The 25,225-nt window shown below is 55.7% G+C and carries 19 protein-coding genes; 16 read left to right on the forward strand and 3 right to left on the reverse strand.

Annotated elements, in window-relative coordinates:
* Positions 1 to 164 precede the first annotated feature (164 nt).
* The 5 genes from A6764_RS02315 (at position 165) to A6764_RS02335 (ending at position 7,566) form a co-directional block, all read left to right on the forward strand.
* Positions 165 to 1,529, forward strand: a complete 1,365-nt coding sequence (locus tag A6764_RS02315) for a helix-turn-helix domain-containing protein (protein ID WP_264622376.1) — start codon at positions 165 to 167, stop codon at positions 1,527 to 1,529.
* A gap of 255 nt (positions 1,530 to 1,784) precedes the next feature.
* Positions 1,785 to 1,955: a hypothetical protein gene (locus A6764_RS02320; RefSeq protein ID WP_176703313.1), complete on the forward strand. Its 171-nt coding sequence runs from the start codon at positions 1,785 to 1,787 to the stop codon at positions 1,953 to 1,955.
* Between the two features lie 105 nt (positions 1,956 to 2,060).
* Positions 2,061 to 2,987 (forward strand): RluA family pseudouridine synthase, encoded by a 927-nt coding sequence (locus A6764_RS02325; protein WP_065067468.1) that lies wholly within the window; start codon positions 2,061 to 2,063, stop codon positions 2,985 to 2,987.
* A gap of 227 nt (positions 2,988 to 3,214) precedes the next feature.
* Entirely contained in the window at positions 3,215 to 4,456 is a 1,242-nt protein-coding gene (locus A6764_RS02330) for an efflux RND transporter periplasmic adaptor subunit (RefSeq protein WP_029100438.1), read from the forward strand.
* Positions 4,453 to 7,566, forward strand: coding sequence for an efflux RND transporter permease subunit (locus tag A6764_RS02335; RefSeq protein WP_065067467.1), 3,114 nt, complete (start codon positions 4,453 to 4,455; stop codon positions 7,564 to 7,566). The genes A6764_RS02330 and A6764_RS02335 overlap by 4 nt, the downstream gene beginning before the upstream one ends.
* 108 nt (positions 7,567 to 7,674) lie before the next feature.
* Here the strand turns inward: A6764_RS02335 and A6764_RS02340 are convergent, their stop codons facing one another.
* Positions 7,675 to 8,568, reverse strand: a complete 894-nt coding sequence (locus A6764_RS02340; RefSeq protein WP_065067466.1) for a hypothetical protein — start codon at positions 8,566 to 8,568, stop codon at positions 7,675 to 7,677.
* Between the two features lie 302 nt (positions 8,569 to 8,870).
* Between A6764_RS02340 and A6764_RS02345 the strand changes: the two genes are divergently transcribed.
* The 7 genes from A6764_RS02345 to A6764_RS02375 all read left to right on the forward strand — a co-directional run bounded on the left by A6764_RS02345 (position 8,871) and on the right by A6764_RS02375 (position 19,283).
* On the forward strand, positions 8,871 to 10,166 hold the full coding sequence (locus A6764_RS02345) for an HD domain-containing protein (protein ID WP_065067465.1): 1,296 nt from the start codon (positions 8,871 to 8,873) through the stop codon (positions 10,164 to 10,166).
* On the forward strand, positions 10,159 to 10,686 hold the full coding sequence (locus A6764_RS02350; protein ID WP_065067464.1) for a YwgA family protein: 528 nt from the start codon (positions 10,159 to 10,161) through the stop codon (positions 10,684 to 10,686). The genes A6764_RS02345 and A6764_RS02350 overlap by 8 nt, the downstream gene beginning before the upstream one ends.
* 188 nt (positions 10,687 to 10,874) lie before the next feature.
* On the forward strand, positions 10,875 to 11,270 hold the full coding sequence (locus A6764_RS02355) for a thioredoxin family protein (RefSeq protein WP_065067463.1): 396 nt from the start codon (positions 10,875 to 10,877) through the stop codon (positions 11,268 to 11,270).
* Positions 11,271 to 11,315: 45 nt separating this feature from the next.
* A complete protein-coding gene (locus A6764_RS02360; protein ID WP_083989843.1) occupies positions 11,316 to 12,308 on the forward strand; it encodes an S-layer homology domain-containing protein in 993 nt (330 codons plus the stop codon).
* Between the two features lie 14 nt (positions 12,309 to 12,322).
* Positions 12,323 to 16,324 carry an ABC transporter permease gene (locus A6764_RS02365; RefSeq protein ID WP_141669713.1) on the forward strand — a complete coding sequence of 1,334 codons (4,002 nt, stop codon included), beginning with the start codon at positions 12,323 to 12,325 and terminating at the stop codon, positions 16,322 to 16,324.
* Between the two features lie 66 nt (positions 16,325 to 16,390).
* Positions 16,391 to 18,979, forward strand: coding sequence for a lipase/acyltransferase domain-containing protein (locus tag A6764_RS02370; RefSeq protein WP_065067460.1), 2,589 nt, complete (start codon positions 16,391 to 16,393; stop codon positions 18,977 to 18,979).
* Complete coding sequence (locus A6764_RS02375; protein WP_065067459.1) at positions 18,969 to 19,283, forward strand: hypothetical protein; 315 nt, start codon at positions 18,969 to 18,971, stop codon at positions 19,281 to 19,283. Before A6764_RS02370 ends, A6764_RS02375 begins: the two co-directional genes overlap by 11 nt.
* A gap of 76 nt (positions 19,284 to 19,359) precedes the next feature.
* Here A6764_RS02375 and A6764_RS02380 read toward each other — a convergent pair whose 3' ends face one another.
* Entirely contained in the window at positions 19,360 to 19,623 is a 264-nt protein-coding gene (locus tag A6764_RS02380; RefSeq protein WP_065067458.1) for a hypothetical protein, read from the reverse strand.
* A gap of 259 nt (positions 19,624 to 19,882) precedes the next feature.
* Between A6764_RS02380 and A6764_RS02385 the strand changes: the two genes are divergently transcribed.
* Together A6764_RS02385 and A6764_RS02390 are read left to right on the forward strand one after the other, a co-directional pair.
* Entirely contained in the window at positions 19,883 to 20,380 is a 498-nt protein-coding gene (locus A6764_RS02385; RefSeq protein WP_065067457.1) for a YwhD family protein, read from the forward strand.
* Positions 20,381 to 20,733: 353 nt separating this feature from the next.
* Positions 20,734 to 21,006, forward strand: a complete 273-nt coding sequence (locus A6764_RS02390; protein ID WP_065067471.1) for a hypothetical protein — start codon at positions 20,734 to 20,736, stop codon at positions 21,004 to 21,006.
* 63 nt (positions 21,007 to 21,069) lie between these two features.
* Here A6764_RS02390 and A6764_RS02395 read toward each other — a convergent pair whose 3' ends face one another.
* A complete protein-coding gene (locus tag A6764_RS02395; RefSeq protein WP_029100427.1) occupies positions 21,070 to 23,121 on the reverse strand; it encodes a transglycosylase domain-containing protein in 2,052 nt (683 codons plus the stop codon).
* A gap of 300 nt (positions 23,122 to 23,421) precedes the next feature.
* On the opposite strand from A6764_RS02395, the gene speE reads away from it, so the two are divergent.
* Both speE and speB read left to right on the forward strand, forming a co-directional pair.
* The gene (speE, locus tag A6764_RS02400; protein ID WP_029100426.1) at positions 23,422 to 24,255 is read left to right on the forward strand and encodes a polyamine aminopropyltransferase; all 834 of its coding nucleotides are present in this window, start codon (positions 23,422 to 23,424) and stop codon (positions 24,253 to 24,255) included.
* Positions 24,256 to 24,276: 21 nt separating this feature from the next.
* Positions 24,277 to 25,149: an agmatinase gene (gene speB, locus A6764_RS02405; RefSeq protein ID WP_029100425.1), complete on the forward strand. Its 873-nt coding sequence runs from the start codon at positions 24,277 to 24,279 to the stop codon at positions 25,147 to 25,149.
* The last annotated feature ends 76 nt before the right edge of the window (positions 25,150 to 25,225 follow it).

A 25,225-nucleotide genomic window follows, 5' to 3' on the forward strand; every position in this document is an offset into this window, starting at 1 on the left:
CAACGCGAACCATGGACGGTCTGGCCCGCTTATCCAAGCGGGTCTTTTTTTGTTGGGGCGGACAATACCGGGAAAGGCAGTAAAATATTTACAGTTGATCAAATCTTGTGATAATCTATTAAAAAAGTTAAAAAGGATAAAGATTTTTGTAGGGGGCTTCTGCTATGGTAGAGGACGTTCGAGAGATGCTTCTGAGGTATCGGCGCCAGGAGAACATCACGATCAGCGAATTGGCGGAGCGGACAGGTGTCAGCAAAAGCGTCCTGTCACGGATCGAATCCGGGGAAACGAAACGGCCCGGATTTACCACCTGCAAAAAAATAACGCGCGCACTGCAAATTCCCTACGCATCGCTTGTCAGCTCGTACCTGGACGTGACCGAGCGGGCGGAAATGCTGAAATTTCTCCTGGAAGAAGCTGTCTCCCTGAATAACAGGTCGCTGGTTCGGAAAGCGGCCCAAAAGTTGCTGGAGACCCCTAAAATGGACACGTTTCTTGCCCTGGATACGCTGCTGCAGGTCGCAAAAGAGAAAGAAGAGGCGGAAATCAAACTGGCCTTGTATGACGTTTTGATCGACTATACCAGGAGACGCGGCATTCCTTACTATCTGGCAAAAGGGCTTCTGGAACGGTATGAAATCGAACGCGACCACTTCACCCAATTCGAGGAGACCTACCGCAGAGGAAAGGAACTGCTGCACTACATCGAATACCTGCACCCGTTTGAGCGAATCTCCGCGTATTATCGTTTGGGCGTACACGCCTACATCCTGGATTATTATCAGGAATGCATTGACCTGTGCAGCAAGGGAATTCGTGAAGACCAAACCGACAGCAAACAGAAAGCTTCCGCTCTGATTGCCATCGTCAACGCGTACTTGCGCCTGAACGATCTCATTCTTGCCGAGCTTTACCTGAAAAAGTATGAAAAAAGCGAATATGCGGACTTTCGCAAAAACCACCTCCGGGCGCTGCTGTATGCGAAGAAAGGGGAGTATGCCGAAGCAGCAAGTCTTTATAAAAAGTGTCTCAATGATACAAGTCGGGAAGGGCGTATCTCCATTGTCAGCGATCTTCTGGAGGTCTACCTGGAGATCGGCAGATACGATTTAATCAAAGAGTTGATCGAATTGGAAGATCAATTTTTGCCTGAAGACATACTCACCCATCCGTATCGGATCAAACAGGCAGCGAGGTATTACAAGCGAAAGGGCTTGTGTCAATTCGCGATTGGTCAGGTTGACGAAGGTTTCAACAGTCTTCTCCAAAGTATTTTGTACTATCGGCAGTTGGGAGACTTTCAGAAGGTCACAGAATGCATCAGCCTTGTTATAGAAAATCATAGACTGAACAAAAAAATTTATCATTCGAATATATGGAAAAAATTTCAAATATTTGCCATAATGATACTAGTGTGGTACAAGGAGGTGAAATTCAATGAAAAAACTGATGGCGATTGTAGCCTTTGCTTTCCTGTTCACTACAAGTGTCTTGCCCGCAACATTCTCAAATCAAAGCGGGCAAAATAATCTCATCAAATATTACGGCGCGGAACCTGACTGGGACTAAATCAGTTGAGTGTCTGAAAACAGCTTCCCCCACATTGAGATGCACACTCTCAATATGGGGGAAATTTTTTTTTTCGGAAAAGATCAAGGGCGTGCCTGGAATAGCTCCTGAAAGGTACGATTTCCTTATTTTTTAAACAAAAATGTTTACAAATGCCCCCGCCCTATACTATACTTAACATACAATAAAGTATGGTAAGTGAGGGGGATGTTGCCATGATCCATTTGGGGTGGAAACGTCGGCTGCATGTGATGTTTGCCGGGAAGCTGCTGGGACGGGAATTGTACGCGGATGAGGGGTATGTGACACAACTGCTGGAGATGGGCCAGCAGGAAGCGATTGCGGATTTTGACGGCGATTTGCAGGCGATGATCGTCCGCTCCTGATACGGGACGCGGACGCTTTCCCCTTTTCGCGGCGGGGGGAGCGCTGGCATACCGGCCCGCTTTTTCAGTACAATGGGGAGAAAAGCGTGAAACAGAGGGATAAACGTGAGTCGCAAGGGATGGTTGGAGTACGTCGTGACACAAGAAGATGCGGGGCTTACCGTCGAGCAGATCGCCCGGCAAAAACTGAGCGTATCGGGCCGGATGCTGCAGCGGCTGACGCGGAGCAAAGGGATTTTGCTGAACCGCAAGTCTCCGTATTTGCAAAGGCAGGTAAAGGCGGGCGACCGGGTGCTTGTCCGGGTGGCGGAACGGCAGCAGCAGAGGGAAGGGACGTCGGAAGCGGACGGGGCCCGGGAAGCTGCCCGCATACCGGTCAGCATTCTCTACGAAGACGAGCACCTGCTGGTGGCCGACAAGCCGGCGGGCATGCTGGTTCACCCCGTTCGGGAAGGGCAGAACGGCACCCTGGTCCACGCCCTTGCCGCCTATTTGCGGGATAAGGGAGAACAGGCCGGCGTACATCCGGTGCACAGGCTGGACAAGGAGACCTCGGGCGCGATCCTGTTGGCCAAAAGCGGGTACGGCCACCAATTGGCTGACCGGCTGCTGCGCGAAGGGGGCATCAAGCGGGAGTATCTGGCCGTCGCTTCGGGTGTGGTGGAGAAAGAGGCGGACACCATTACGGCCCCGATCGGCCGCGACCCGCGACACCCGACCAGACGGCGCGTGATCGATGGCGGCGATCCTGCCGTCACCCACTATGAAGTAATCGCGCGGGCCGAGGAGGCAACGCTGGTGCGTGTCTGGCTGGAGACGGGACGCACCCACCAGATACGCGTCCATTTTCAGCACATCGGACATCCCCTGGTGGGCGATGCCATGTACGGCGGAAACAGCAGGCTGCTGCGGCGACAGGCCTTGCACGCCTGGAGGCTTTCGTTTGCGCATCCGGTGAGCGGGGACGAGATTGTGTGCACCGCCCGCATGCCTGAGGACATGACGAGCCTCGTGACCCGGCTTCGTTTGTAGGGGGGAATCCGGAGGGAAAGCTGCGGGTATTCGGTCGGGCAGCTTTCCCGTTTATGGTACGAACAACAGGCAGCATCTGCATGTGGAAAACGAGGAGCCTGTTTCAAAACGCCGCGGAAAATTTTGCCGGGCGGAATGTCCAATATGTGAAATTTGACCGATTTCTGTTCCGTATGTAACAGATGGATCAATCTTCTGAAATGAAAGGAAATGGAGCGGAGGGTGACATGAACAGCAAATGGTTGGTTTCTGCACTCATGGCCGGCCTCTTGACCACGACCGCCTGCAGCGGACAGGAGCAGACAGAGGCTCCGGCCGTGTCGGCTGCCGAGGTCAAGAAAGTGGAAATCACCGCGGTCAAAAAGGAACAGGCGACCCAGGTGTCAGAATTGTCCGGCACACTGCAGCCGTTGGAAGAGGCGCTTGTTTCGTTTGAAGTGGGCGGCCGGGTGGTCGAACTGGCCAAGGAAGAAGGGGACAACGTCAAGGCAGGCGAACTGCTCGCCCGGTTGGACGGCAGCGACTACTCGCTGCAGGTGGCGTCGGCAAACGCGTCCGTCCAGCAGACCGCCGCCAATTTGGAAAAGGTAAACAACGGGGCGCGCGATCAGGAGGTCACGCAGGCGCGGCTGCAGGTGGAAAAAGCGACGATTGCCTACCGGAAGGCGCAAGACGATTTCAAACGGATTGAGCGGCTGTACCAGGAAAAAGCGATTTCCCAAAGCGAGTACGAAAATGCCCAAAACTATCTGGCCGTCGCCCAGAAAGACCTGCAGAACGCGCAGCAGGCGTACTCGTTGGTCACGCAGGGGGCGCGGGCGGAGGACAGGGAGCTGACCCGGGCCAGCTACAACCAGGCGATGATTTCCAAGGAGCTCGCCGCCAGCACGCTGGCCAAAACGCAGCTCCGTGCGCCCATCAGCGGGACCATCATCGCCAAGCTGTCCTCCACCGGTTCGCTGGTCGGTGTGGGAACGCCGGTCTACCGCGTGGGCAACATCGACACGTTGAAAGTGGTGCTGCCTGTCCCCGACCGGGAGATTTTTGCCTGGAAGGAAGGAGAGACCGTCGCCATGGATCTCTACGGCCAAAAGCGCGACGGCAAGGTGGTGAAAATCTATCCGGCGACCAACCAGGGAACGGGGACGATCGGGGTGGAGGTTCACGTCGCCAATCCCAGGCATGACTGGTTTGCCGGCCAGGTGGTGAAAGCGAGAAAAACGATCCAGGGCAAGGAAGGCATCTTCGTGCCGGTCGAGGCCGTCATCAGCCGCGGGCAGGGAGACGCGCACGTCTTTGTCAACGTCGGCGGAAAGGCGGTCAAAACAGCCGTGTCTATCGGAGCGATCAACGGCAACCGACTGGAGATCCTGAGCGGTCTGAAAGAGGGCGACCAACTGATCGTCAAAGGCGTGGACCGGTTGTTTGACGGCGACCCAATCGAAGCGGCAGGGGGTCAGCCACAGTGATCGAATACATCGTCCGCAAACGGAAAATCACGCTGATGTTTTTCGTGATGGTCGTGCTGGTTGGATTTCTCAGCTTTTTTCAGCTTCCCAAGCAGGAGTCACCGGACATCATCATCAATATTGCAACCGTCACGACCATCTACCCGGGGGCTTCACCGGAAAAGGTGGAGCAGACCGTCACGAAAAAGCTGGAAGAGAAAATCAACGAGCTGCAGGGGCTTAGCTACATTTCGTCCCGTTCCAGCCTGGGCGTGTCGACGATCGTCGTGGAGACGAAGAGCGGTAACGACCCCAAGCAAAAATGGGATGAACTGCGCAAGAAAGTGAAAGACGCGGAAGCGGACCTGCCCGCCGACGCGAAACAGCCCATCATCAACGACGATCTGAACCGCACGTTTGTGCAGACGCTGGCGATTACCGCCGACACGCGGGAGCAGCTCTACAGTCTGCGCTCGCTGTTGAAGTCGTGGAAAGATCAACTGCGTACCATTCCCAATGTGGCGGACGTTTCCATCGAGGGCCTGCCCGAAGAGGAAGTACATATCGAGGTGGATACGCAGAAGCTGAGCCAGTACGGCCTCACCTGGGGCCAGGTCATGATGGCGGTGAAAAAGGAGAACGAACGCGTCCCGCTGGGGGATTTGACCGCCGACAGCCGGACCTACCAGCTCAAACTGGCAGAGAACTACGATGTGAATGCGCTGAACCAGGTGATCATCTCGCGCACTGCGGAAGGCTACCCCATTTATCTGAAAGATATCGGCACCGTGAAGCTGACCACGGAGACGGTCAAATCGTATTCGTGCTACAACGGGAAACCGTCCGTCTCCCTGAGCATCAACGCCGAGACGGGCAGCGACGTTCCCTCGCTGCAGCGGCGGGTGGACGAGATGATGGCGACGCTGGAAAAGTCGCTGCCGGCGTGGGCCGAGAAGCACTCCATTTACACGCAGAACGAACGTGTGGATGAGCTGTTTGACGACCTGTCGCGGGAGATGTGGATTGCCATCGCCGCCGTTTTGCTCGTGTGTACGCTGGGGCTGAACCTGATCACCTCGTTTGTCGTCGCGCTGGCGATTCCCATCTCGCTGGCCGTGGGCTTGTTGTTCCTGCCCCCGCTGGGCATTACCTTGAACATGATCTCCATCGTCTCACTGATCATCGTGTTGGGGATTTTGGTGGACGACGCCGTGGTCGTCAACGACAACATCGAACGGCGCCTCTCGGTTCTGGGCGAAAAGCCGCTGCAGGCGGCCATCAACGGCGCCAATGAAGTGTCCATCTCCATCGTGACGGCCACGCTGGCGACGATTGCCTCATTTGGTCCGCTCATGTTTTTGAACGGCAATGCGGGCCAATTCATCCGTCCCGTGCCGGTCATCATCTCACTGACCATGCTGGCGTCGATGATCATGTCGCTGACGATCATTCCGATTTTCCGCCAATGGTATGAGCAGCGCCGCCGCTCCGGAGTGGAAGGCTACCGCAAACCGGCGGGACTGTTGGGCAAGCAGCTGCAGCAGTTGACCAAATGGTACGCCAACCGGCTGATGCCGAGGATTTTGAAGCGCCCGCTGTTGGCCGGGATGGTCGGCGTGCTGATCGGCACGCTCGCCTACGGATTGATTCCGTTCACCCCGGTTCAACTGTTTCCCAACGATGATCGCCCGCAGTTTTTGGTGGACATCCGCCTGCCGGTCGGCAGCAGCATCGACGAGACGGATCGTGTGGTCAGAGGGGTTTCCGACTGGATCATGAAGCAGCCGGGCATCGAATCGGTCGCCTCGTACGCCGGCGGCAGCGCGCCGAAAATGTTCAGCGGCGACACCGGTGCCGGCGAAGGCATCACCGTCGGCCAGTTGGTCGTCCGTTTTGACGAGGAGAAAGTAAAAATCGACGACATGGTGGAACCGTGGCGGGAGGAATTCAAGAAGCTGTACCCGGAAGCAAGCATCCTGCCCAAGCAGTTGGAAGCGGGTCCGCCCGTTGGCAAGCCGGTGGTGATCCGGCTGTACGGGGAGGATGTGGCGACGCTGCGCACCTTGTCCGAGCAGGTCAAGAGCAGGGTGGCGAAAATTCCGGGAACGTACGATGTGCAGGACGACTTCGGAATCGAGCGCTACACGCTGGAATTTGTCGTCAACAAGGAAGTCATGGAACAAAAGCTGGTCAACTACAATGATCTTTCTCAGACGCTGCGCCTCGTCAGCGAAGGGATTACGGTCAGCCAGTTTGACAACGGGACCGATCTGCTCGACATCAAGCTGTTCCTGCAAAAAGGGGAGGAGGACCCGTCCCTGCTTTTTCAACGGCTGACCGTGGCCAACGCCCGGGGCGAACAGATTCCGCTGTCCCAGTTGGCGGAAGTCAAGCCGTCTTTCAGCACGCAGGCGATTCCGCACCGCGACTTGTCCCGCTGCGTCACCATCTCCAGCGACGTCAGAGGGCGCACAGCGACCGAGGTCATGCAGGAGATAAAGCCGATGCTGCAGGCATTCCCCCTGCCGGACGGCTATCGCTGGGAGATCGGCGGGGAGACGTCGGAGCAGACGGACATTTTCATCGACATGGGCAAACTGTCCGTCGTGGTGGTGTTCCTCATCCTGATCCTGATCGCCATGCAGTTCTATTCGCTCAGCATTCCGGTGCTGGTGTTAAGCACGGTCTACCTCGCGTTTGCGGGCAGCCTGATCGGGCTGTTTGTCACCCAGACCCCGCTCGGTTTCATGACGATGATGGGCGTGATTTCACTCTCCGGGATCGTCGTCCGCAACGGGATCGTCCTGATCGAATTTATCGAGGAAGCGCGGCGTGACGGCGCGGAACTGAAGCAGGCGGTGATCCAGGCGGGAGAAGCGCGGCTGAGGCCGATTCTGCTGACCTCGCTGACGGCCGTGGCCGGCTTGATGCCGCTCGCCATCTCCGGTGACGTGCTGTTCCAGCCGTTGGCGGTCACGATTATTTTCGGGCTGCTCTTTTCCACCATGCTGACGCTGATCGTCGTGCCGTCCTTCTACACGGTGCTGGCGGAGCGCAAAAGGAAGCGGCTGGCGAAAAAGGCTGCCAAGCGCCCCGACCTGTTTGGGCCGGAGGCGGAGATGAACACGTAGCATGCTGGACATAAAGTAAACGCTGCAACGATAGGTGGGGATCCCCCTCCGTGCCGAACCGGAAAGCCGGGTGTTTTCCGCACGCGCGGAGGGGGTTCTTTGTGAAGATCAACCGGTTAACCCGCCCGGGGAAGAAGGGCTGAGCCCAAACATGCTGTCCACGTCTTGCGGCGTCGTGGCGGGCAGTCCTCTGAACACGTACGAGATCTGTTCATCATCCAACCGTTCGTGGACAACCGTGCCGCGGGCGGGATGCTGGTAGAACTCGCGTCGGCCGATCACGACAGGCGGCGAGTAATTGCGGGTCCAGGAGGCGGCGGGATAATAGCCGCCCGCTTTGGTGCGGATGGCCCATAGGGCATACGTCTTTGAACGTTCATCCCAATACACGTATTGGGTCTCGTCGTCAGCCGCCCCTACCGATTCCAGGATCCACGTGCCTGGCAGCGTGACGGGGAGTGGGTGGAAGCCGGCAGCATTCGGAGACGTCCAGCGGCGGCAGCGGCTGATTTCTCCCTGTCCCTTCCCGGTTCGGGTGTGAAAACTGAGCGCATGGAACGGATTGTTCACAATCTCCTCCGCCCGCAGCGGATCCTCCGGCTGCAGCCCGGCGATGAAGCGGCCCATTTCCTCCAGATCTATCCGGCCGGAGTCGATCGAGATTTCGATTTGCGTTTTCCACAAGGAGAGGACGTAGCTGTCGCGTTGTTTGTAGTTGGTTCCGCGCCAAAACACAATCCCGTCCACCGCATGACATTCCCCTTTGGCCTGGAAGATGCAGGTGTCGGGGTAGGAGGGTTCCATAAGGTCGAGAAAAAATTGTTTGACGCGAAAAGCACCGGTTTTCGCCTGGACGCGATACCACAGTGTGGCCCACTTCTCTCCTTCCGGACGGATACGGATCTCGGTAATGTCCCAGTTGTCGATCATGTCGCGGGGAACCAGGCAGACGAACGGCAGGAAACGGGAGGCTTCGGCAAAGGAACGGCAAGTGCGGATCACTGGGCAAACCCTCCTTCGTGTTGAGATATAGGGCAGAAAGACAGAGCGGAGCGTTGGCATGAAGGTAAACGACTGTGTAAACGGGATATTTCCCAATCTGAGACGAATCCTTCCTCTTTTTTACAAGTGGAACGTAGGATTTCATTCGGCATTTCGAGGTCAACTCCTCCGTCTTGGGCGGCAGCTCTCTCCGCTGGCAGACATGCCGTCGTTTTCCAGCCGGCTGACGTTATGGTATGATGGACCCAAAAGCCCGATCGGGACATGACGACGGGACGTAAACCAGGAAAGGAGTGTCCAGGATGCAACAGCCCCAGCTTCTTCATGAAGAAAAGGTGTTCAAGGACCCGGTGCACCGGTACGTTCACGTCCGGGAGAAACTGATCTGGGACTTGATCAACTCGCCGGAGTTTCAGCGGCTGCGCCGGATCAGGCAACTGGGCACCAGCTTTTTTACCTTCCACGGCGGGGAACACAGCCGGTTCAACCACTCGCTCGGCGTGTACGAGATCATGCGGCGCATTCTTGAGACGTTTGAAGGGCGGATTCACCTGTCGTACGAGGAAAAACTGCTCTGCCTGTGCGCCGCGCTGCTGCACGACGTGGGTCATGGGCCGTTTTCCCATTCGTTTGAAAAGGTGTTCCGCTACCATCACGAGGATTGGACCCGAGCGATTTTGCTCGGCGACACGCAGATCAACCGCATTTTGCGCCGGATGGGCGACGATTTCCCCAAACGGGTGGAAGAGGTAATCGCCAAAACGTACGATAACAAACTGATTGTCAGCCTCATCTCCAGCCAGATCGACGCCGACCGGATGGATTATTTGCTGCGCGACGCCTACTATACCGGCGTCAACTACGGCAACTTTGAAATCGAACGGATTCTGCGGGTGATGCGCCCCCACGAGGATGGCATCGTGTTTAAATTCAGCGGGATGCACGCCGTCGAGGACTACATCATGTCCCGCTACCAGATGTACTGGCAGGTGTATTTCCACCCGGTCACGCGCAGCGCGGAAGTGGTGCTCCGCAAGATTTTCCAGCGGGCCAAGGAACTGTTTGCCCAAGGCTACTCGTTCGCGCAGGAGCCGGTGCTGCTGCTGCCGTTCTTGACGGACAAGGTGAGCCTGTCGGATTACCTGTCCCTTGACGAGTCTGTGATTCTCTTTTACATGCAGATGTGGCGCCAGGAGAGCGATCCCATTTTGAAAGATTTGTGCGCCCGTTTTCTGGACAGGAATCTCTTTAAATACGTCGAATACAATCCGAGGGATTACCGCTTGCTGGCAGAGCTGAAAGAAGAGTTCCAAGCGGCGGGCATCGACCCGATGTATTATTTGGAAGTAGACACCACCTCCGATCTTCCGTATGATTTTTATCGTGCCGGCGAGGAAGAGGAGCGTATTCCCATCATGCTCCTGATGCCGTCCGGAGAACTGGTAGAGCTGTCGCAGAGATCGGAGATTGTGGAGGCGATCAGCGGCAAGCGCCGGTTTGACTACAAGCTGTACTTTCCAATGGATAAGGTGCTGGCTTTGCCGGAGGACGTCTCCGGAAAGATACGAGAACGTCTGGGAGTGATGGAAGATGCTTAGTCGTCACGCCAAAATCATACGCTTGATCGAGATTGCCGGCGAAGTGAGCGGACGAAAAAAGTTGCAAAAGATGGTATACATAGCGAAACAACTGAACATGGACTTCGACGAGCGGTTTGAATTTCACATGTACGGCCCCTATTCCGAGGAACTGACGCTGCGCGTGGACGAGCTGTGCAACATGGGCTTGTTGGACGAGCAGATGGAGAGCAAGGGGGCCATTCAATTGTATCGGTACACCCTGAACGAAGCGGGCCGCGATTTTCTCCGTTTCCACGAGGTGGATTTCGGCCTTGGCGAGCGGCTGATCCGACGGATGAACGAGGAAAACTCCCGCTTTCTCGAATTGGTCTCCACCATCCTGTATTTCAGCAATCTTCCCTATGATGAAATGAAGGCCAAAATTTTTACCTTTAAAAGCAAACAGCGTTATACCGAAGAGGAGATTCTCAAAGGCATGGCGTTTATCGAGGAGCTGCGTGCGCTGATGAATGCCGACAGCGACGCGCCCGAGCACTGATTATTGATGGTATTGTCATGATAGAAAATGATAGAGTGGGGATGCAAGAAAAAGACCGGCCGTGATGCCGGTCCTTTTTTTGTCTCAACAGGGAGCGGCATAATGAAGGCACCGTTCCTTGACAATTCCATATGGACACGCCTGATCTGCCAAATTACGCATTGGGAAGCGCATGAGGAGGTACGGAAATGAAGGGTGGCATCAAACGCCGCTGGATGTGGGCGGCGTCGCTGTTTGGCTGCGCGGTCGCGGCGATGGTGTTGTGGGCCGGTGCCAGTGCCAATCAGACGAAAGTGGTGTACGTGTTCAGCGAGAGCTGCGGGTACTGCACCACGTTTACGCCTACGTTCGAGCAGGTGATCAAGGAGTTTCCGCGATGGCAGGTGGAGCGGCTGGACGTTCACGACAAACGGGATCTGGCCGAAGCCGAACGGCTGGGAGCGGAAGCAACACCCACCGTCTTTGTCGTGCAAGACGGGGCGGTGGCGGGCAAGCTGGAAGGAGATGTGCCGGCACCGGCTTTGCGAAGATTTTTGCAGAAACATCTAACAAAACCTCTTTCTGGAAAAGATGGGGGTGGGTAAAATGGTCGTAGGAGAAAAGGTGGTGAACGGGCGGAGAAGCATCACATGGACGACCTGGCAAACGTGATTGCGTCGATGCGAATGGTATCAATTCCTTATAATTTCAATATTTCGAATAGAGGAAATGTTGATTTTGGAGGAGGTAGGCACTTGAAACGAATGTATTTTTTTCTCTCCAGTGTGTTGGGAACCGTTCTTTCATTAAGCGGTCTTTTCGCGGCGGCCCATCCCTCTACTGCGCAAGCGCAAACGGTGCAGAAAGACTATGAAAACCACCCGAACCGTGCAGCGATCGAATATGTGGTCAAAAATAAACTGATGTGGCTTTACCCTGATGGGAATTTCCGTCCCGAGCAGCCGGTTACACAAGCGGATCTTGTTGCTGGGTTGGTGAACGCAAAAGCTCTGACAATCGGTACGGAGGTTACTGGGCTTCCTGCGAACCACTGGGCAAAGGTATACTATGAACGGGCTAAAAAGGACGGGATTCTTGATGGTGTCACTCTTAATCCTAGCAAAGTTCTCAATCGGGAAGAAGCCGCGTTGCTAATGAACAATGCATGGAAAAACATCTTTAAAGCGTATCAAAACAAACGTCAGGTTTACTCTGACATTGCTGTAACCAGTGGATGGCTCCCGAAAAAATCCGGTAAATTTGTTACTGGTGTGTCAACAACTGCTTATGATGGACTTGGTAATGTAAGTCGGGGAGAGGAGGCAGTTGCTCTCTACCTTCTTCATAACGATGCAATTGGTACAAAGGCTGCAGAAAATATCGCTTTACAGTTCCATAATTCTCTCAAGGTATCTGGAGGAAACCTAAAAGGAAAAGTTCCGACTGTTAAAGGAAAAGACATCAGACTCCTCATACAGTTCCAAAACGGAAAAATTGTTTCATATTTTTCGGGAGATTTTATGGTGAATGCCAGTCAAGTCAAATTCATGGAATTCACAGTAAAAAATTCCGGGGAATCTAAATCTTTGGCGAGATATACTTACGACAGCGGAACCAATCTGATTCGTAAAAATACCCGCTAATTGGGGGTAAATTCATGAGATCATTTTGGAAAAGATGCAGCAAGATATTTTTGTCCGCTGTAATTGCAATCAATAGCTATGCGATCTTTTCTTTTGTTTCAGACGCATCTACATCATATCCGGATGTTCGTGGAAGAACACCAGGGTGGCTGGATAATAACAAGAAGGTACAGGACAGCATTGAAAACTCTGTATCTGGGTTCGGTTTCACCAATGAAAGCATGTACATGACTTTTGGGGATGTTAAGTACAGTGGAGCAACAAGTGGATCTGGAAAGGTTGCAATCTATTCCAGGGCAACGTCTACCGCTGACAACGGTTACCCAATTGTCGATATAAGTGAAGCACAGGATTGGGCAAGACTCTTCAACGGAAATCCATCATTTATGACGAACGCGAACGGTTTATACGGGGGTATCATTAGCGAAGGCGGAGGAAAAGAGTATACTGGATACCTTCTCGCGAAAGTTGCCGAAATGTCTGGAGGAAAGGGCTTGCCTTTCTATTTCAGACCAGCAAATAGTGGTGAAAAAGGCTCTTGGGTTATGGTTGTAAATTTCTTGACCACTCAAAGACCGGATGGTTCGATTCGCACCGATAAGAGCCAGTATAATGTTGGGGACACCGTCAAGATTGATGCTTCCGGGAAGGACTACAGTATTTACAATCGCGGGTTAAAAGTCTTCAACTATTACATCTACAATGTCGATACCGGAAAGACAGAGTATACGTTTTCCTCGTTGATCAAAGAATACCCGATCAGTGGCGAGGGGGACGGGAGCGGTGCAGCGATAAATTTCCCGCAACAAACGTGGGTCCCCTCGAAAGCCGGAAACTACGAAGCAAGAATCCTTTTCACCGATACACATGATAGAAATACGAAAAACGCCCCTGCAGTGGGAGGTCAAGGTGTTGCGTATGCAGCACCTTTCGTTGTTGGCAGCCCTCCTTCGCCTCCTCCGGGTGGAGGTGGGGGAAATGAACCGCCACCGCCCGCGACGTGCAGCATCTCTTCCACCCAAACCAAGCTGGATATTCGAATCGAGGAAGAGAAAAGCGATCGGGAATTACAGAGCGTTCCCAGCGGCGGGGAAACCATCTATGTCGAACCGGGCAGCCGGATCATCATTACGGCAGCCAAGTCGGGAAGATTCACGGCCAACGGCGTGCCAATGGAGAAAGGGCCCGGGAACAACGCCAGGGTTGGTGTGCTGGACGCCCCATTCGACGAAGGACCAATACAGATCAAGTACGAAAGCGATGACGGGGCTGACTGTTGGGTAAAAACGATGTTTGTGCTAAAGAAAGGAGACCGCCTCGACAAGTGCCCCATCGTAAAACTGTCGGGAAGTACGGTGAGAAACGGGGAAACCATCGAGGTATCACCAGGGGAAGAGCTGAACTTTCGTGTGCAGTACACGGATCGATATGGTGACGTGCAGCCCCTGAATGTCTATTGGGAAGTGACGCTGCCGGATGGGAAACTAGTGACCGTGCCGCTGGCAGAGAACGATAAGGGGAAGGTCGGACCGTACGAGTCGGACAAGCTCACATTGCCCTACGAATACGCTAGGAAAGACATAGTTCCTCTGGAACGGGGAAAGACGTACCAACTGAGACTCAACCTGGAGCATACGAACTTTGATGCTGCCAGCCGGCCGGAATGCGCCTGGTCCATCACCATCAAAGTCCGGGATACGAGCTGCACAATAGACGAGCAGGACCGGATCAAGTTTTACGCGTACGGGGAACCGCCTGTCGGTTATTCGCCCGGCGGCGAGCTGCTGGACGACACGCTGCTTGAAGAAGGGCTGTACTTCAAACACTTCACGGATACCGGAAGTGAATACGACACCCACTTGGGAGTAGCCGCAGACGTACCAGGCACGTGGTACCTGAAATACAACGGCAGCCAGACACCCTTGACAGGAAAATTGGCAGCGAAAGAAAAGTTCCACCTGTTCTTGCCATACGATGTGGAGGCAGGGGACACCGTCACGCTGGTCTTTATTTCCGAGACGGGCTGCATTCGGGAGTTGGAACTGCCAATCTGGTCCGATCGCAAGTGTTACACACTAACCGCCTCTATCGAACACACGACAGGACAGGTCGTTTGGGAGAAGGACGTCGAACGCGGTGAAATCCTTGAGTTGAAGCCCGAAGACTGGATTGACGGGTATCACGGCTTCCGTCTCTTTACCAGCACGGACACGCATTTTTCGCTCACATGGCTCAATCCCGCAACGAACACCTGGGAAAAACAGCGTGACGGAAAATGGCTGAGCGCATCGTCACGAGCGCAGAACCATCACAGCATTTCGTTCCCCCGTGATAGCAGTGGACCAACGGGGTTGCCGTTACCGGGATTCTACAGAATCGAGTTCTATGATGAAAACAGTGATTCTGACCAATGTGACGGCTTCTTCTTTGTTCGCATTGGAGACGGTGGAAATCCCAACCCGAATCCGGATGGGGAAAACCTGCTGATCATCAAAAGCAGCTTCAAGATTACACCAAACGATCCGCAGGCTCCAGGGACGACCGCAACCATCACGTTTGACGTGAAGAACGCCGGAAAACTGGAACACGATACAAAACTGGCGGTTCGCTGGGAAAGCTCCCCGACGGCCACCATGCTGGACGTGAACAACTTCAAGCCGGGGGAAGTCCGCAAAATTACCGTGCCGACCCAATACCCGCAGCAGTCGGAGGATTTCATCGCCAACATCAACCCGAACAAAGACAGGCCGGCTGACGAAACCATTTGGCCGGACAACCGCGCTCAATGGCCGGTCGAGGTGACCGGAGGCGGAGGAGGAACCATTCCCGCCCCGCCGGGAGGAGGAGGCAGCTTTGACGGCGGCGAGATCGGCCTCAAGATTTTCGACAGCGACGGCCGCGAGCTGCAGAAGCTGCAGGTGAATGCCGACGGTGTATGGGAACGCGAACCGGCCAGGATCCGCGTCGAGATTGACCAGACCAAAATCAATCAGGGCTTTGATCGCGTGAAGCAGGAGATCAACCAAAACATCACCTTGTACAAGTCACAGCTTGAGCAGTCGATCAGCGGTGACGGAATCAAAGGCGTAACCGTGACGGCGACGCCCGGATGGATCGCGGACGCGAAAAGCCTCGCCGTGTACAACCCGGCCATGCTGGACCTGAAGGTGACCGGTCCCGGCACACCCCAACAGTGGCAGGTGAGCAGCGCGGGAACCGGCGGAGACTATCTCTACACCGGAACCGTTGTCCCGACGCAAACGACGTGGCGGCAGGTGCTAAACGCGCAAAAATACAAAGTCGAGATAAACGGGTTTGTCATCACGATGGATTACCACATCCGGTTTGACGTGTCGTATGAGAGCTGCACGGAGGACGACGACGGGAACGAAACGTGCGAGCCGCACAGCTTGACCCAAAACATGACGGGACGTTACACGATCACGGTAAAAGGCGGGGAGCGCGAGTTTGAGGTGTTCGAACCCAACGCCAAAGGGCTGCTGCGCCACACCGCCGAATGGGCGGAGTACCACGGGCGGGACCGATATCCGGAAAGTCGTCCCGATGATTTTTACGCCGGCGAGCGCATCTTGACCAGTCTCGTCCTGGAAACGCGTCACCGCCATCCGGTCAGCGGCAACTATCCGGAGATTACCGCGGCGCAAGCATGGATATCGGAAACGGGGAGGCGAAACACGCCGCTTCAGTCCACCCTGGGACTGCAGCAGTCGTCGCCGACGGCATGGCAGGGGGCGTCCTACATGGTACCCAAACTGGGCATGAGGGAAACCGGCGTCGATACGCCCCTGATGGGAGACAAACAGCGCGGCTTTCAGAAGGATGCCAGCTACGCCGTTTACTTTCACGTTCATTTTCGGTTCGGAGCGGTGAAGGGCTTTGCCTTCCCGAACAAACAGACGCTCGCCGGGCATGATCAGGCGGACTATCGGACACCGTTCCGCATTATCGCCAACGCCTGGGAACGCCAGGGCATTCGCAACCATACCACGCGGTAAATTTACTTGCTCCCCCTCGCTGTCTTTTCCTACCGTATAGGAAGAAACAGGCAAGGGGGTATTTTTATGGGGGAGACGTTGCGCCGGATGGCACATGTGCTGCTGCTGGCTGTCCTGCTATTGAGCAGCGTGGTTCCGGCCGGTTTGGCCAAACAGAGCGCTGCGCTTGCGGATGAGGCGGGGGACAAGCCCCGCGAGAGCGAATGGATCGCGCTGCAAGAACAGGAGGACGACGGTGGGGAAGACCCGCATACGGGGGAAGGAATGGAAGTGGAAAACTCCGATCCAGTGACGGGAGAGGAGGAGTTGGACGCAGGGAATGAGGGCGAAGAGGTCGAAGATGGTAATAACGAGCCGGACGAGCAGGCGGACAGCGACCTGCAGGAGCAGGAAGAGACGTTTTACCGGCGCTTTTCCGGCAGGGTGAAGCCGCCGGAAGCGGCGCTGCGGGGGCTGCCCGCGACGTATGAACTGGAGCCCAATGACACCTTTTCCAAAGCGGACTGGATGTTTACCGGAAAGGACGCGTACGGCCGGATTGGAAAAAGCGGTGACGTGGATGTGTGGAAAATCAAAGCTCCCGAAAACGGGGCGATCGCGTTCTCGCTCTTCGACATCCCCTACCAGACAGATTATTACCTGTACGTGTTCGACGGCGAAGAGCGCGAGCTGGGTCGTTCCGACCATCCGGGAAGTGACGAGCAGCGGGTGGAAGACGTCGCCGTCGAAAAAAACAAGTGGTACTACGTGAAAGTGGAGGGAAGCCGGGGGACATTCAACAAGACCTTTCACTATCGCCTGAGGGCGGATTTCGTTGCCGGATCGGAAGGCAAGCCGGACGAGTACGAACCGAACGACACGCCGAAAGACGCCCGCGAACCGATGGTGCAAGGAAGCATCGTGGCCAATTTGCATCAGCTTGAGGATGTCGATTTCTACCGCGTAACGATAAAGCGGTCTTCCACCATCCGGGCAGCGCTCAGCGATATTCCCGAGGGGATGGACCTGGATTTGTACCTGTACAACCAGGAGAACAAGCTGGTGGCCAAATCGGACAAGGCCAGGAATGCGGACGAGCTGATCGTGTACAACGGCGACCCCGGCACCTACTTCGTAAAAGTCTCGGCCAGCCGCCGTTCCGCCCTCAAGCCGCACGCCTACAAGCTGTCGATCTCGAACGCTACGATTCCGGTCATCCTGATTCCGGGTATCGGCGGTTCCCGGCTGGAGGTGGAGGAGGACGGGAAGACTTCGGAAATATGGTTGGGCTTGTGGGATATGGGCGTGGGCATCAGAGACCCGCGGCATCGCAGGATTCTGTCGCTGGAACCCGTCAAGAACGGCAGCGTAAACGTACAGCCCCGCCAACCGGGTATCAAAGTGTTTCCGGAACGGGCGGATGGTGGGTTTCGCGCCATTGAATATCTTTCGTATACCAAATTGGACCTGGATGTCATCAAGAAACAAGTGGAGCAGTATGCAAGCATGGCGAAGCATCTGGAGAAAATGGGGTACAGGAAAAACCGGACGCTTTTTGCCATGCCCTACGATTGGCGGTACAGCAACGCGGACAACGCCAAATTTTTAAAGCAGAAAATAGACGAGGCCCTGAAGGAGTCCGGAGCCAGCCAGGTACAGTTGGTCGCCCACAGCATGGGCGGATTGCTGGTCCGGGAGACGCTCCTGTCCAACGTATCCTATCAGCCAAAAGTAAAGCGTATCATTTACATGGGCACCCCGTTTTTGGGATCGCCCCGCGCATATCAGGCGATCAAATACGGCTACAACTTCGGCATCCCCTTCCTGCACGAAGAAACGGGGAAAGTCATCTCCGCATACGCTCCCGCTGTATACGAACTGCTTCCTTCCCGAAAGTACTTCGACACGGTTGCGTTTCTCAAAAAAGACGTGGTTCACCCGTACTCCTATGAAGAATTTTTGCAAGACCGGGAGATCCGCCTTGACTATGACCCGCTGGTCAAAAACGCGGGACAATTGCATGAAAAGTGGGACAACAAGACAATCAATGTCCCTCAGTATTCCATCGTCGGACATGGACAAACGACCCTGCTGGGATATGTCATGAATCCCGTTTCCCGTCAGTTGGTACCGTATTTTGACCCCGGGGTGGGGGATGGAACGGTTCCCTACCTGAGCGCCAACTACGCCCAAAAAGACATCAAGAAACAGTATTACGTCAAGGAGGAACATGCCAAGCTGCCGGTTAATCCGTACGTCATCCAGCAGGTGGGCCATCTGCTGATCGGCATTGAGGATGTGCAGAACGGGATGCGGCGGACTCCGCAGAAAACCTCTTCCTACCTCTATTACATCCTGTCCCGCGAAGACGGTGAATTTCCCGAAGTGATCGTCAACAAGTCCGGCAGGTCCATGCGGATTACCCCCGAGAAAAAAGAGGTGTGGGACGACTTGCGCGTCGAGTACCACGGCAACATCGTGGTGGTTCACGTGCTGGACGGAGAGAAGCCGCTCTTTCAGGAACTGCCGCATTCCCGGAGCAGTTCCTCGGCCAAGCTGCTGATCCAGCGGTTTTCATCGGAAGATTCCCAGGATCGGCAGGAAACAGGCCGACTGTTCCGGCTTGTTGAAGACCGCCTGGAAGATGTGGAAGGAGTAGAAAACGATGAGCGTTGACGGCATACTCATCCTGATTATGTTGATCATTCCCGCCTGGGAATTCGGGGGACCCTTGATCGGTCTGCTGATTTCCGGATACCTGAGCTTTCTTTTCGGCATCCGCATCTGGCTGATCATGGCGGTTACCTTTCTTGTGACCTTTTGTTATTTCCACCTGCGCTTTTCCGAGTACACCATGTTCAATTCCTGGCCGATCATCGCCTGCATGGCGTTTCACAGCGCCTGGAGCACGGCTCTGCTGATCTGGCTGATCGGCAGGGCGGTGCGAGCGCTGAAAGGAAAGAGACGGAAGGACTCATGAAAGACTCATGAAAGACTCATGAAGGGCCGGTCGTCGGCTACACCGTCCACAGAATCCCTTTGAGCTTTGAGATGAGCTACAAACGGCCGGGCGACTTTTTCACTTCAAAAGCGGTCAGGCTCGCGGGCTCGCCGCCCAAACTGGCTTCGTAATTGCTGGGAACGCCGGTCTTCATTCCGTCGACGCCGCCGGCAGCTTCCTCCGGAACAAGAGGGGCCGGAGACTCCGCCGCCTTCGCGCGCACGACCTGATCCACCACCCGTGCGGCAGCGGGATACGGTTCCTGCAATTGACGCTCTCTGTTGAGCTGAATGTCCCGATCTCTCGGACGATCGTTCATCCGTACGGTCACTCCTTTTCGCTTCGGAATTCGCTTCAGGAAAATTCGGATGGCTGCAAGCGGCGTTTACCGAGAGAAGCCTCGAGAGAAGCTCCGTTTGTAGTGTCTCCCGTTTGCGTCCGTTCCATGTGAAGGACAGTGGAGAGGGGGCCCAAACAGAGAGGGGCCCAAACGGCCGGGCGCGTCGTAAAATTGCGCCTCACACCGTTTCCGGGTAGAATATGCTGTAAGAAGATTCGGGTCAGAAGAGGTGGATCACGTGGACATTTTTGACAGCAAATCAGGCGGTTTTACGATCATGAGCGGGAAAACGGACGTGCACGGCGGTTTTGGGCAGGGGGTGCTTGACCTGAGCGCCGTCTCCTCCGTCATCATTGACGGGGACAAGGCCTACATCGACATGGGCGCACTGCATGCGAAAAGCGCCGTGGAAAAAGGCATCAAGTGGACGACGAACAAGGAGGAGGTCCCCAACGGCAAGCCGTATTGGGTGGTTTGGGTGACGGTCGACCGCAACGAATCGGGACCGTATTACGCAGGGGTAACCGCCTGCTACATGGAGATTGACCGGGAGGCTCGGCGCGGATACAAGATTTTGGCCGACCATGTCAACCGGATGGACTACTCGATGAAACGGCGCATCATGGTGTCGGAGCTGAACGACACGGAAAAAGCGGCGCTGAAAAAGCTGTTGATGGAACACAACCCGACGATGTGGGAGAATTCCAGCGAGGAACTGAAGCAGGCGTTGGCCTAAAAAGTACGCAGTGCAAGCGCATGGTTGAGCCAAATGGTTCCGCCCATCCTGCCGTTTGTTTGGGCGAAGCAGGAAATCTTGAACGGATTGTGAACAAATTGTGAAATCAATTGTTAGCCGTATTGAAGTCAGGTAAACTTATTTCCATAGCTGTGTACATGTACACTAGGTCAGCAAACAGGGAAAGAGCCCGTCACTCTTTTCCTGTTTGTCTTTTTTTACGAAAACGCTTGCTGGGTTGTGTTCGCTGCTGGTCCATGACGTTGTTGGGGCATTTTTCAGCGCATTCCCTGTCCGCGGACGCGGGAGACTAGGAAGGTACGGCCAAACTGTTGACGGAAGGGGCGTTGAAGATGACCGACCGCATACAGGGGGGAGACCTGCCGGGGAACGACGCTCAGGCAGATGACGACCATTTCGTGCGACACGGCGGCGTCCATTTTCGCACGCACGTGTCTCCCCAGGAAATCAACGACTTTGTCCGCAAGCTGCCGGCCGGAAAACGGGAGAGCCTGTTTGAAGTGCTGGAGCAGCTTGACAGCGCCGGGTTGATCACCATTTGCAACGACCACGTGTTCGCCGACGGCAGCGGCGTCGTGGGCGGCGGCGACGAATCGGCCCGCTGACGGCAAAAAGGGGCTGTCCCCGGCAGAATCGATCTGCCTTGTGGGACAGCCCTTTTTTCGTGCCTACTCCGACGGTTTCCACCAACTGCCCATGCGCTGCCAGAACGACGGAGTGTCCGGTGGCGGGAGCGGCGTGGGCGTTTCATGGTTGGGGAGGTGATCGGTGCAGTACTCCTGCGGCTCGGTTCCTTTGGCAAAGTAGAACAACTGCGGGTTGGGGCAGTGCTCCGTCGCCAGCTTGCCCGATGCCGGATCGATGTACACCGACACCACCCCTGCCGGCATGTCAAACAAGGCGGGAGGCTGATCTTTCAGCGCGCTTTCCATGAACTGCGCCCAAATTTTTTTGGAGAGATAGCCTTCTGTCACATCGTCCACTTTTTGATTCTTGTCGTACCCCAGCCAGACGGTGGTGACCAACTGCGGCGTGAATCCGCTGAGCCAGGCGTCGTAATCGGTGGAGCCGGTTTTGCCCGCGACGGGCCTGTTCAGTTCGCCTGCCACCCGGTAGCCGGTGCCGCCCGGTTCAAACACGCTCTGCATCAAGTTGATCAGCAGTGCCGACGCCACCGGATCGGCGGCTCTGGTTTTCTCCGTTTTTTCCTCGACGAGCACGTTGCCCTGGCTGTCTTCGATCCGGGTGATGGCAATGGGCTTGACCCGTTCCCCTTTGTTGGCGATGGCGGCGTAGGCGGTGTTCAATTCGAGCGGGGAGACGAGCGACGTGCCCAGCGCCAGCGAGGGAACGGCCTGCAGCTTGCTGGTGATCCCCAGGTTGCGGGCCTGTTCCACCACTTTTTGCGGGGTGAGGTGGTCGATCGTCTTGACCGCGTAGATGTTGTCCGAGGTCTTGATCGCCTCCCGCATGTTGATATAGGCGTGGGCGTAGCGCTCCCCAAAGTTTTTCGGGATGTAGGTCTTGCCGTTGTCGTAGGTGAACACGGTCGGTTCGCTTTTCATCAGCGTCAGCGGCGTATAACCGTTTTGCAGGGCGGTCAGGTACAGGATCGGCTTGAACGAGGAGCCCGGCTGCCGCATGCCCAATGCCCGGTTGAACTGGCTCTTGCGGTAGTCCCGTCCGCCCACCATCGCCTTGATCTGGCCGGTGGCCGGGTCCATGGCGACCAGTGCCACCTGCAGGTCGGGCTTGTCTTTCGGCAGCACCTTGGCGATGATGTCCTCCGCTTTTTTCTGCATCACCGGGTCCAGGGTCGTGTGGATTTTCAGCCCCCCGTGGATAAAGGTCTCTTCGTCGATGCCGTATTTGTTCTTCACCAGGTTGGCGATGTAATCGCGAAAATAGGGGGCCTGTTCGGTGGCGGTTTCGGTGCCGCGCTCTTTCAGCTTGATGGGCGCGGCATACGCCTGCTCCGCCTGTTCCGGCGTGATGTAGCCGGAGCGCACCATGGCCTGGAGGATCACCTGCTGCCGCGATTTGGCCTTGTCAAAGTCCACGAAGGGAGAGTAGTACGACGGGCCTTTGGGGATGCCGGCCAACAAGGCGCTTTCCGCCAGCGTCAGATCCTTGGCGTCCTTGCCGAAGTACGTCTGCGCCGCGGCCTGGGCGCCGTAAGCGGAATGGCCGTAGTAGATCTGGTTCATGTACATCTCCAGAATCTCGTCTTTGCTGTAATTCAGCTCCAACTGGATGGCCAACAGCGCCTCCTTGATCTTGCGCTCCCAGGTCTTGTCCAGCGTGAGATACAGGTTTCGCGCCAATTGCTGCGTGATCGTGCTGGCTCCCTGCAGCTTTTCCATGTGGATCACGTCCACGTAGGCGGCCCGGGCCAGACGCAGCCAGTCGATGCCGTAGTGCTCGCGGAAGGAACGGTCCTCGATGGCGATCGTCGCCTGCACCAGGGAGGGGGCGATGTCCTTCAGCGGGACCACAAACCGGTTCTGGCCGCGGTGCAGCGTATCCAGCACCTCGCCGTTTCCGGCGTAAATGGTCGTCGTCTGATTGATCGAGACCGCCGGCAGCGGCTGCGAACGGAGGTAGAGAATCAGCAGCAGGATGGCAAAGGAACAGCACAATAGGCTGAGTATGAGCAATTTTACGAATTTCTTCGCCCAACGCAAATAGCGGAGCAGCGGGGCTTCCCGGATCACTTCCATGTCCTCTCTAGTCCTTTCCCCTCATTTTTTTCCGAATTGGGACATACTAACCAAACGATAGGGTTACTGTCTAGTATGGGACAAAGTCGCGCTGGATAAACTTGACGTCCGCGCCGAGCAGCGAGTCTCGCAAAAATTGCTTGCATTTTGAGAGGCAGCCACTATAATTTTCTTGGCAGATACGAATGGCAGCGGTCTGGACCATTTCGGCAGGGACTGCCCGCTATCTCCTGCCAAACCGGCGTCGGCCGGGTTCTTCCAACCAATGCGGTTAGTTAAGGAGGGTACATAATCATGAACATGGAACTGTGGTACACCGAAAAACAAACGGAAAATCACGGTATTACGACAAAGATCACCGAGACGTTGTACAGCGAGAAAACCGAATTCCAACAATTGGACATCATCAACACCAAACAGTTCGGCCGCATGCTCGTTCTCGACGGCATGGTCATGACCACTGATGTGGACGAGTTTGTCTATCACGAAATGATCGCCCACGTTGCCCTCAACACCCACCCGAACCCGAAAAAGGTGCTCGTCGTGGGCGGTGGCGACGGCGGTGCCATTCGCGAAATCGTCAAACACCCCTCCGTGGAAAAAGCCGTATTGGCGGAAATTGACGGTGGCGTGATCGAGGCCTGCAAAAAGTTTTTCCCGGCCATCGCCAGCGAACTGTCCGGCAACCCGAAAGTGGACGTGCAGGTGATCGACGGAATCAAGCACATTCACGACCACAAAGGCGAGTACGACGTGATTATGGTCGACTCCACCGAGCCGGTCGGACCGGCTGTGGGCCTGTTTGAAAAAGGATTTTACCAAGGCATTTACGACGCGTTGAAACCGGACGGGATCATGGTGGCTCAGACCGAGTCCCCGTGGTTCAACCGCGACTTGATCAAACGTGTGTTCAAGGATATCAAATCGATTTTCCCGGTAACCCGTCTGTATACATGCAGCATCCCGACGTACCCGTCCGGTCTGTGGAGCTTTACGATCGGCTCCAAACAGTACGATCCGCTGGAAGTGGATGCGAGCAAGATCAAGGATCTGAACACCAAGTACTACAATGCGGAGGTTCATTACGCCGCGTTCAAGCTGCCCAACTTCGTGGCTGAGCTGACCCGCGACTAAGGACTGGGAGGAAGGAACACCATGCGTTTTGACGAAGCGTATTCCGGCAACGTCTTTATCCGCAGCCACGGCAACTACGAGGAGAGCCAGGCGGTCATCTACGGCATGCCGATGGACTGGACGGTCAGCTTCCGTCCCGGTTCCCGTTTCGGCCCGGCCCGCATCCGCGAGGTCTCGATCGGCCTGGAAGAGTACAGCCCGTACCTGGACAGGCTGCTGGAAGAAGTGAAGTACTTCGACGCGGGGGATATTCCCCTGCCGTTCGGCAACGTGGAGGGCAGCCTGGATGCCATCCGCTCGTTCGTCAGCAAAATTTTGGCGGACGGCAAGTTCCCGATCGGTCTGGGCGGCGAGCACCTGGTGACCTGGCCGGTGATCCAGGCCGTCTATGAAAAGTACAAGAGCGACCTGGTCATCTTCCACTTTGACGCGCACACCGACCTGCGCGACCACTACGAGGGGTATGCGTACTCCCATTCCACGCCGATTAAAAAGGCGTGCGATCTGATCGGCGGCAAAAACGTCTACTCATTTGGCATCCGCAGCGGAATGAAGGAAGAGTTTGAGTGGGCGAAGGAAAACATGCACCTGTACAAGTACGACGTGCTGGAGCCGGTCAAACAGGTGCTGCCGACGATCGGCAACCGTCCGATCTACCTGACGATCGACATCGACGTGCTCGACCCTGCGCACGCGCCGGGAACCGGCACGACCGAAGCGGGCGGCATCACCTCCCGCGAACTGCTGGAGACCATCCACTACATGGCGAAAAACGGCGCCAACGTGATCGGCTGCGACCTGGTGGAAGTGGCGCCGGTCTACGATCACAGCGAGATGACCCAGATTGTGGCGTCCAAGATCGTGCGCGAGCTGATTTTGGGCTTTGTAAAATAACAGACGGTACCACAAGCGTCCCCGGTTTTGCGCCGGGGGCGTTTTTTTGTCCGGTTGGGCGGAAGCACACCCGGGG

This window comes from Brevibacillus sp. WF146, from assembly GCF_001673705.2.
Taxonomy (GTDB): domain Bacteria; phylum Bacillota; class Bacilli; order Brevibacillales; family Brevibacillaceae; genus Brevibacillus; species Brevibacillus thermoruber.

Bases quoted from the DNA above. Each gene is read 5' to 3' on its own strand.
- A6764_RS02315 (WP_264622376.1), top strand. From the start codon at position 165: ATGGTAGAGGACGTTCGAGAGATGCTTCTGAGGTATCGGCGCCAGGAG.
- A6764_RS02320 (WP_176703313.1), top strand. From the start codon at position 1,785: ATGATCCATTTGGGGTGGAAACGTCGGCTGCATGTGATGTTTGCCGGG.
- A6764_RS02330 (WP_029100438.1), top strand. From the start codon at position 3,215: ATGAACAGCAAATGGTTGGTTTCTGCACTCATGGCCGGCCTCTTGACC.
- A6764_RS02345 (WP_065067465.1), top strand. From the start codon at position 8,871: ATGCAACAGCCCCAGCTTCTTCATGAAGAAAAGGTGTTCAAGGACCCG.
- A6764_RS02350 (WP_065067464.1), top strand. From the start codon at position 10,159: ATGCTTAGTCGTCACGCCAAAATCATACGCTTGATCGAGATTGCCGGC.
- A6764_RS02355 (WP_065067463.1), top strand. From the start codon at position 10,875: ATGAAGGGTGGCATCAAACGCCGCTGGATGTGGGCGGCGTCGCTGTTT.
- A6764_RS02360 (WP_083989843.1), top strand. From the start codon at position 11,316: ATGGACGACCTGGCAAACGTGATTGCGTCGATGCGAATGGTATCAATT.
- A6764_RS02365 (WP_141669713.1), top strand. From the start codon at position 12,323: ATGAGATCATTTTGGAAAAGATGCAGCAAGATATTTTTGTCCGCTGTA.
- A6764_RS02370 (WP_065067460.1), top strand. From the start codon at position 16,391: ATGGGGGAGACGTTGCGCCGGATGGCACATGTGCTGCTGCTGGCTGTC.
- A6764_RS02375 (WP_065067459.1), top strand. From the start codon at position 18,969: ATGAGCGTTGACGGCATACTCATCCTGATTATGTTGATCATTCCCGCC.
- A6764_RS02380 (WP_065067458.1), bottom strand. From the start codon at position 19,623: ATGAACGATCGTCCGAGAGATCGGGACATTCAGCTCAACAGAGAGCGT.
- A6764_RS02390 (WP_065067471.1), top strand. From the start codon at position 20,734: ATGACCGACCGCATACAGGGGGGAGACCTGCCGGGGAACGACGCTCAG.
- A6764_RS02395 (WP_029100427.1), bottom strand. From the start codon at position 23,121: ATGGAAGTGATCCGGGAAGCCCCGCTGCTCCGCTATTTGCGTTGGGCG.
- speE (WP_029100426.1), top strand. From the start codon at position 23,422: ATGGAACTGTGGTACACCGAAAAACAAACGGAAAATCACGGTATTACG.
- speB (WP_029100425.1), top strand. From the start codon at position 24,277: ATGCGTTTTGACGAAGCGTATTCCGGCAACGTCTTTATCCGCAGCCAC.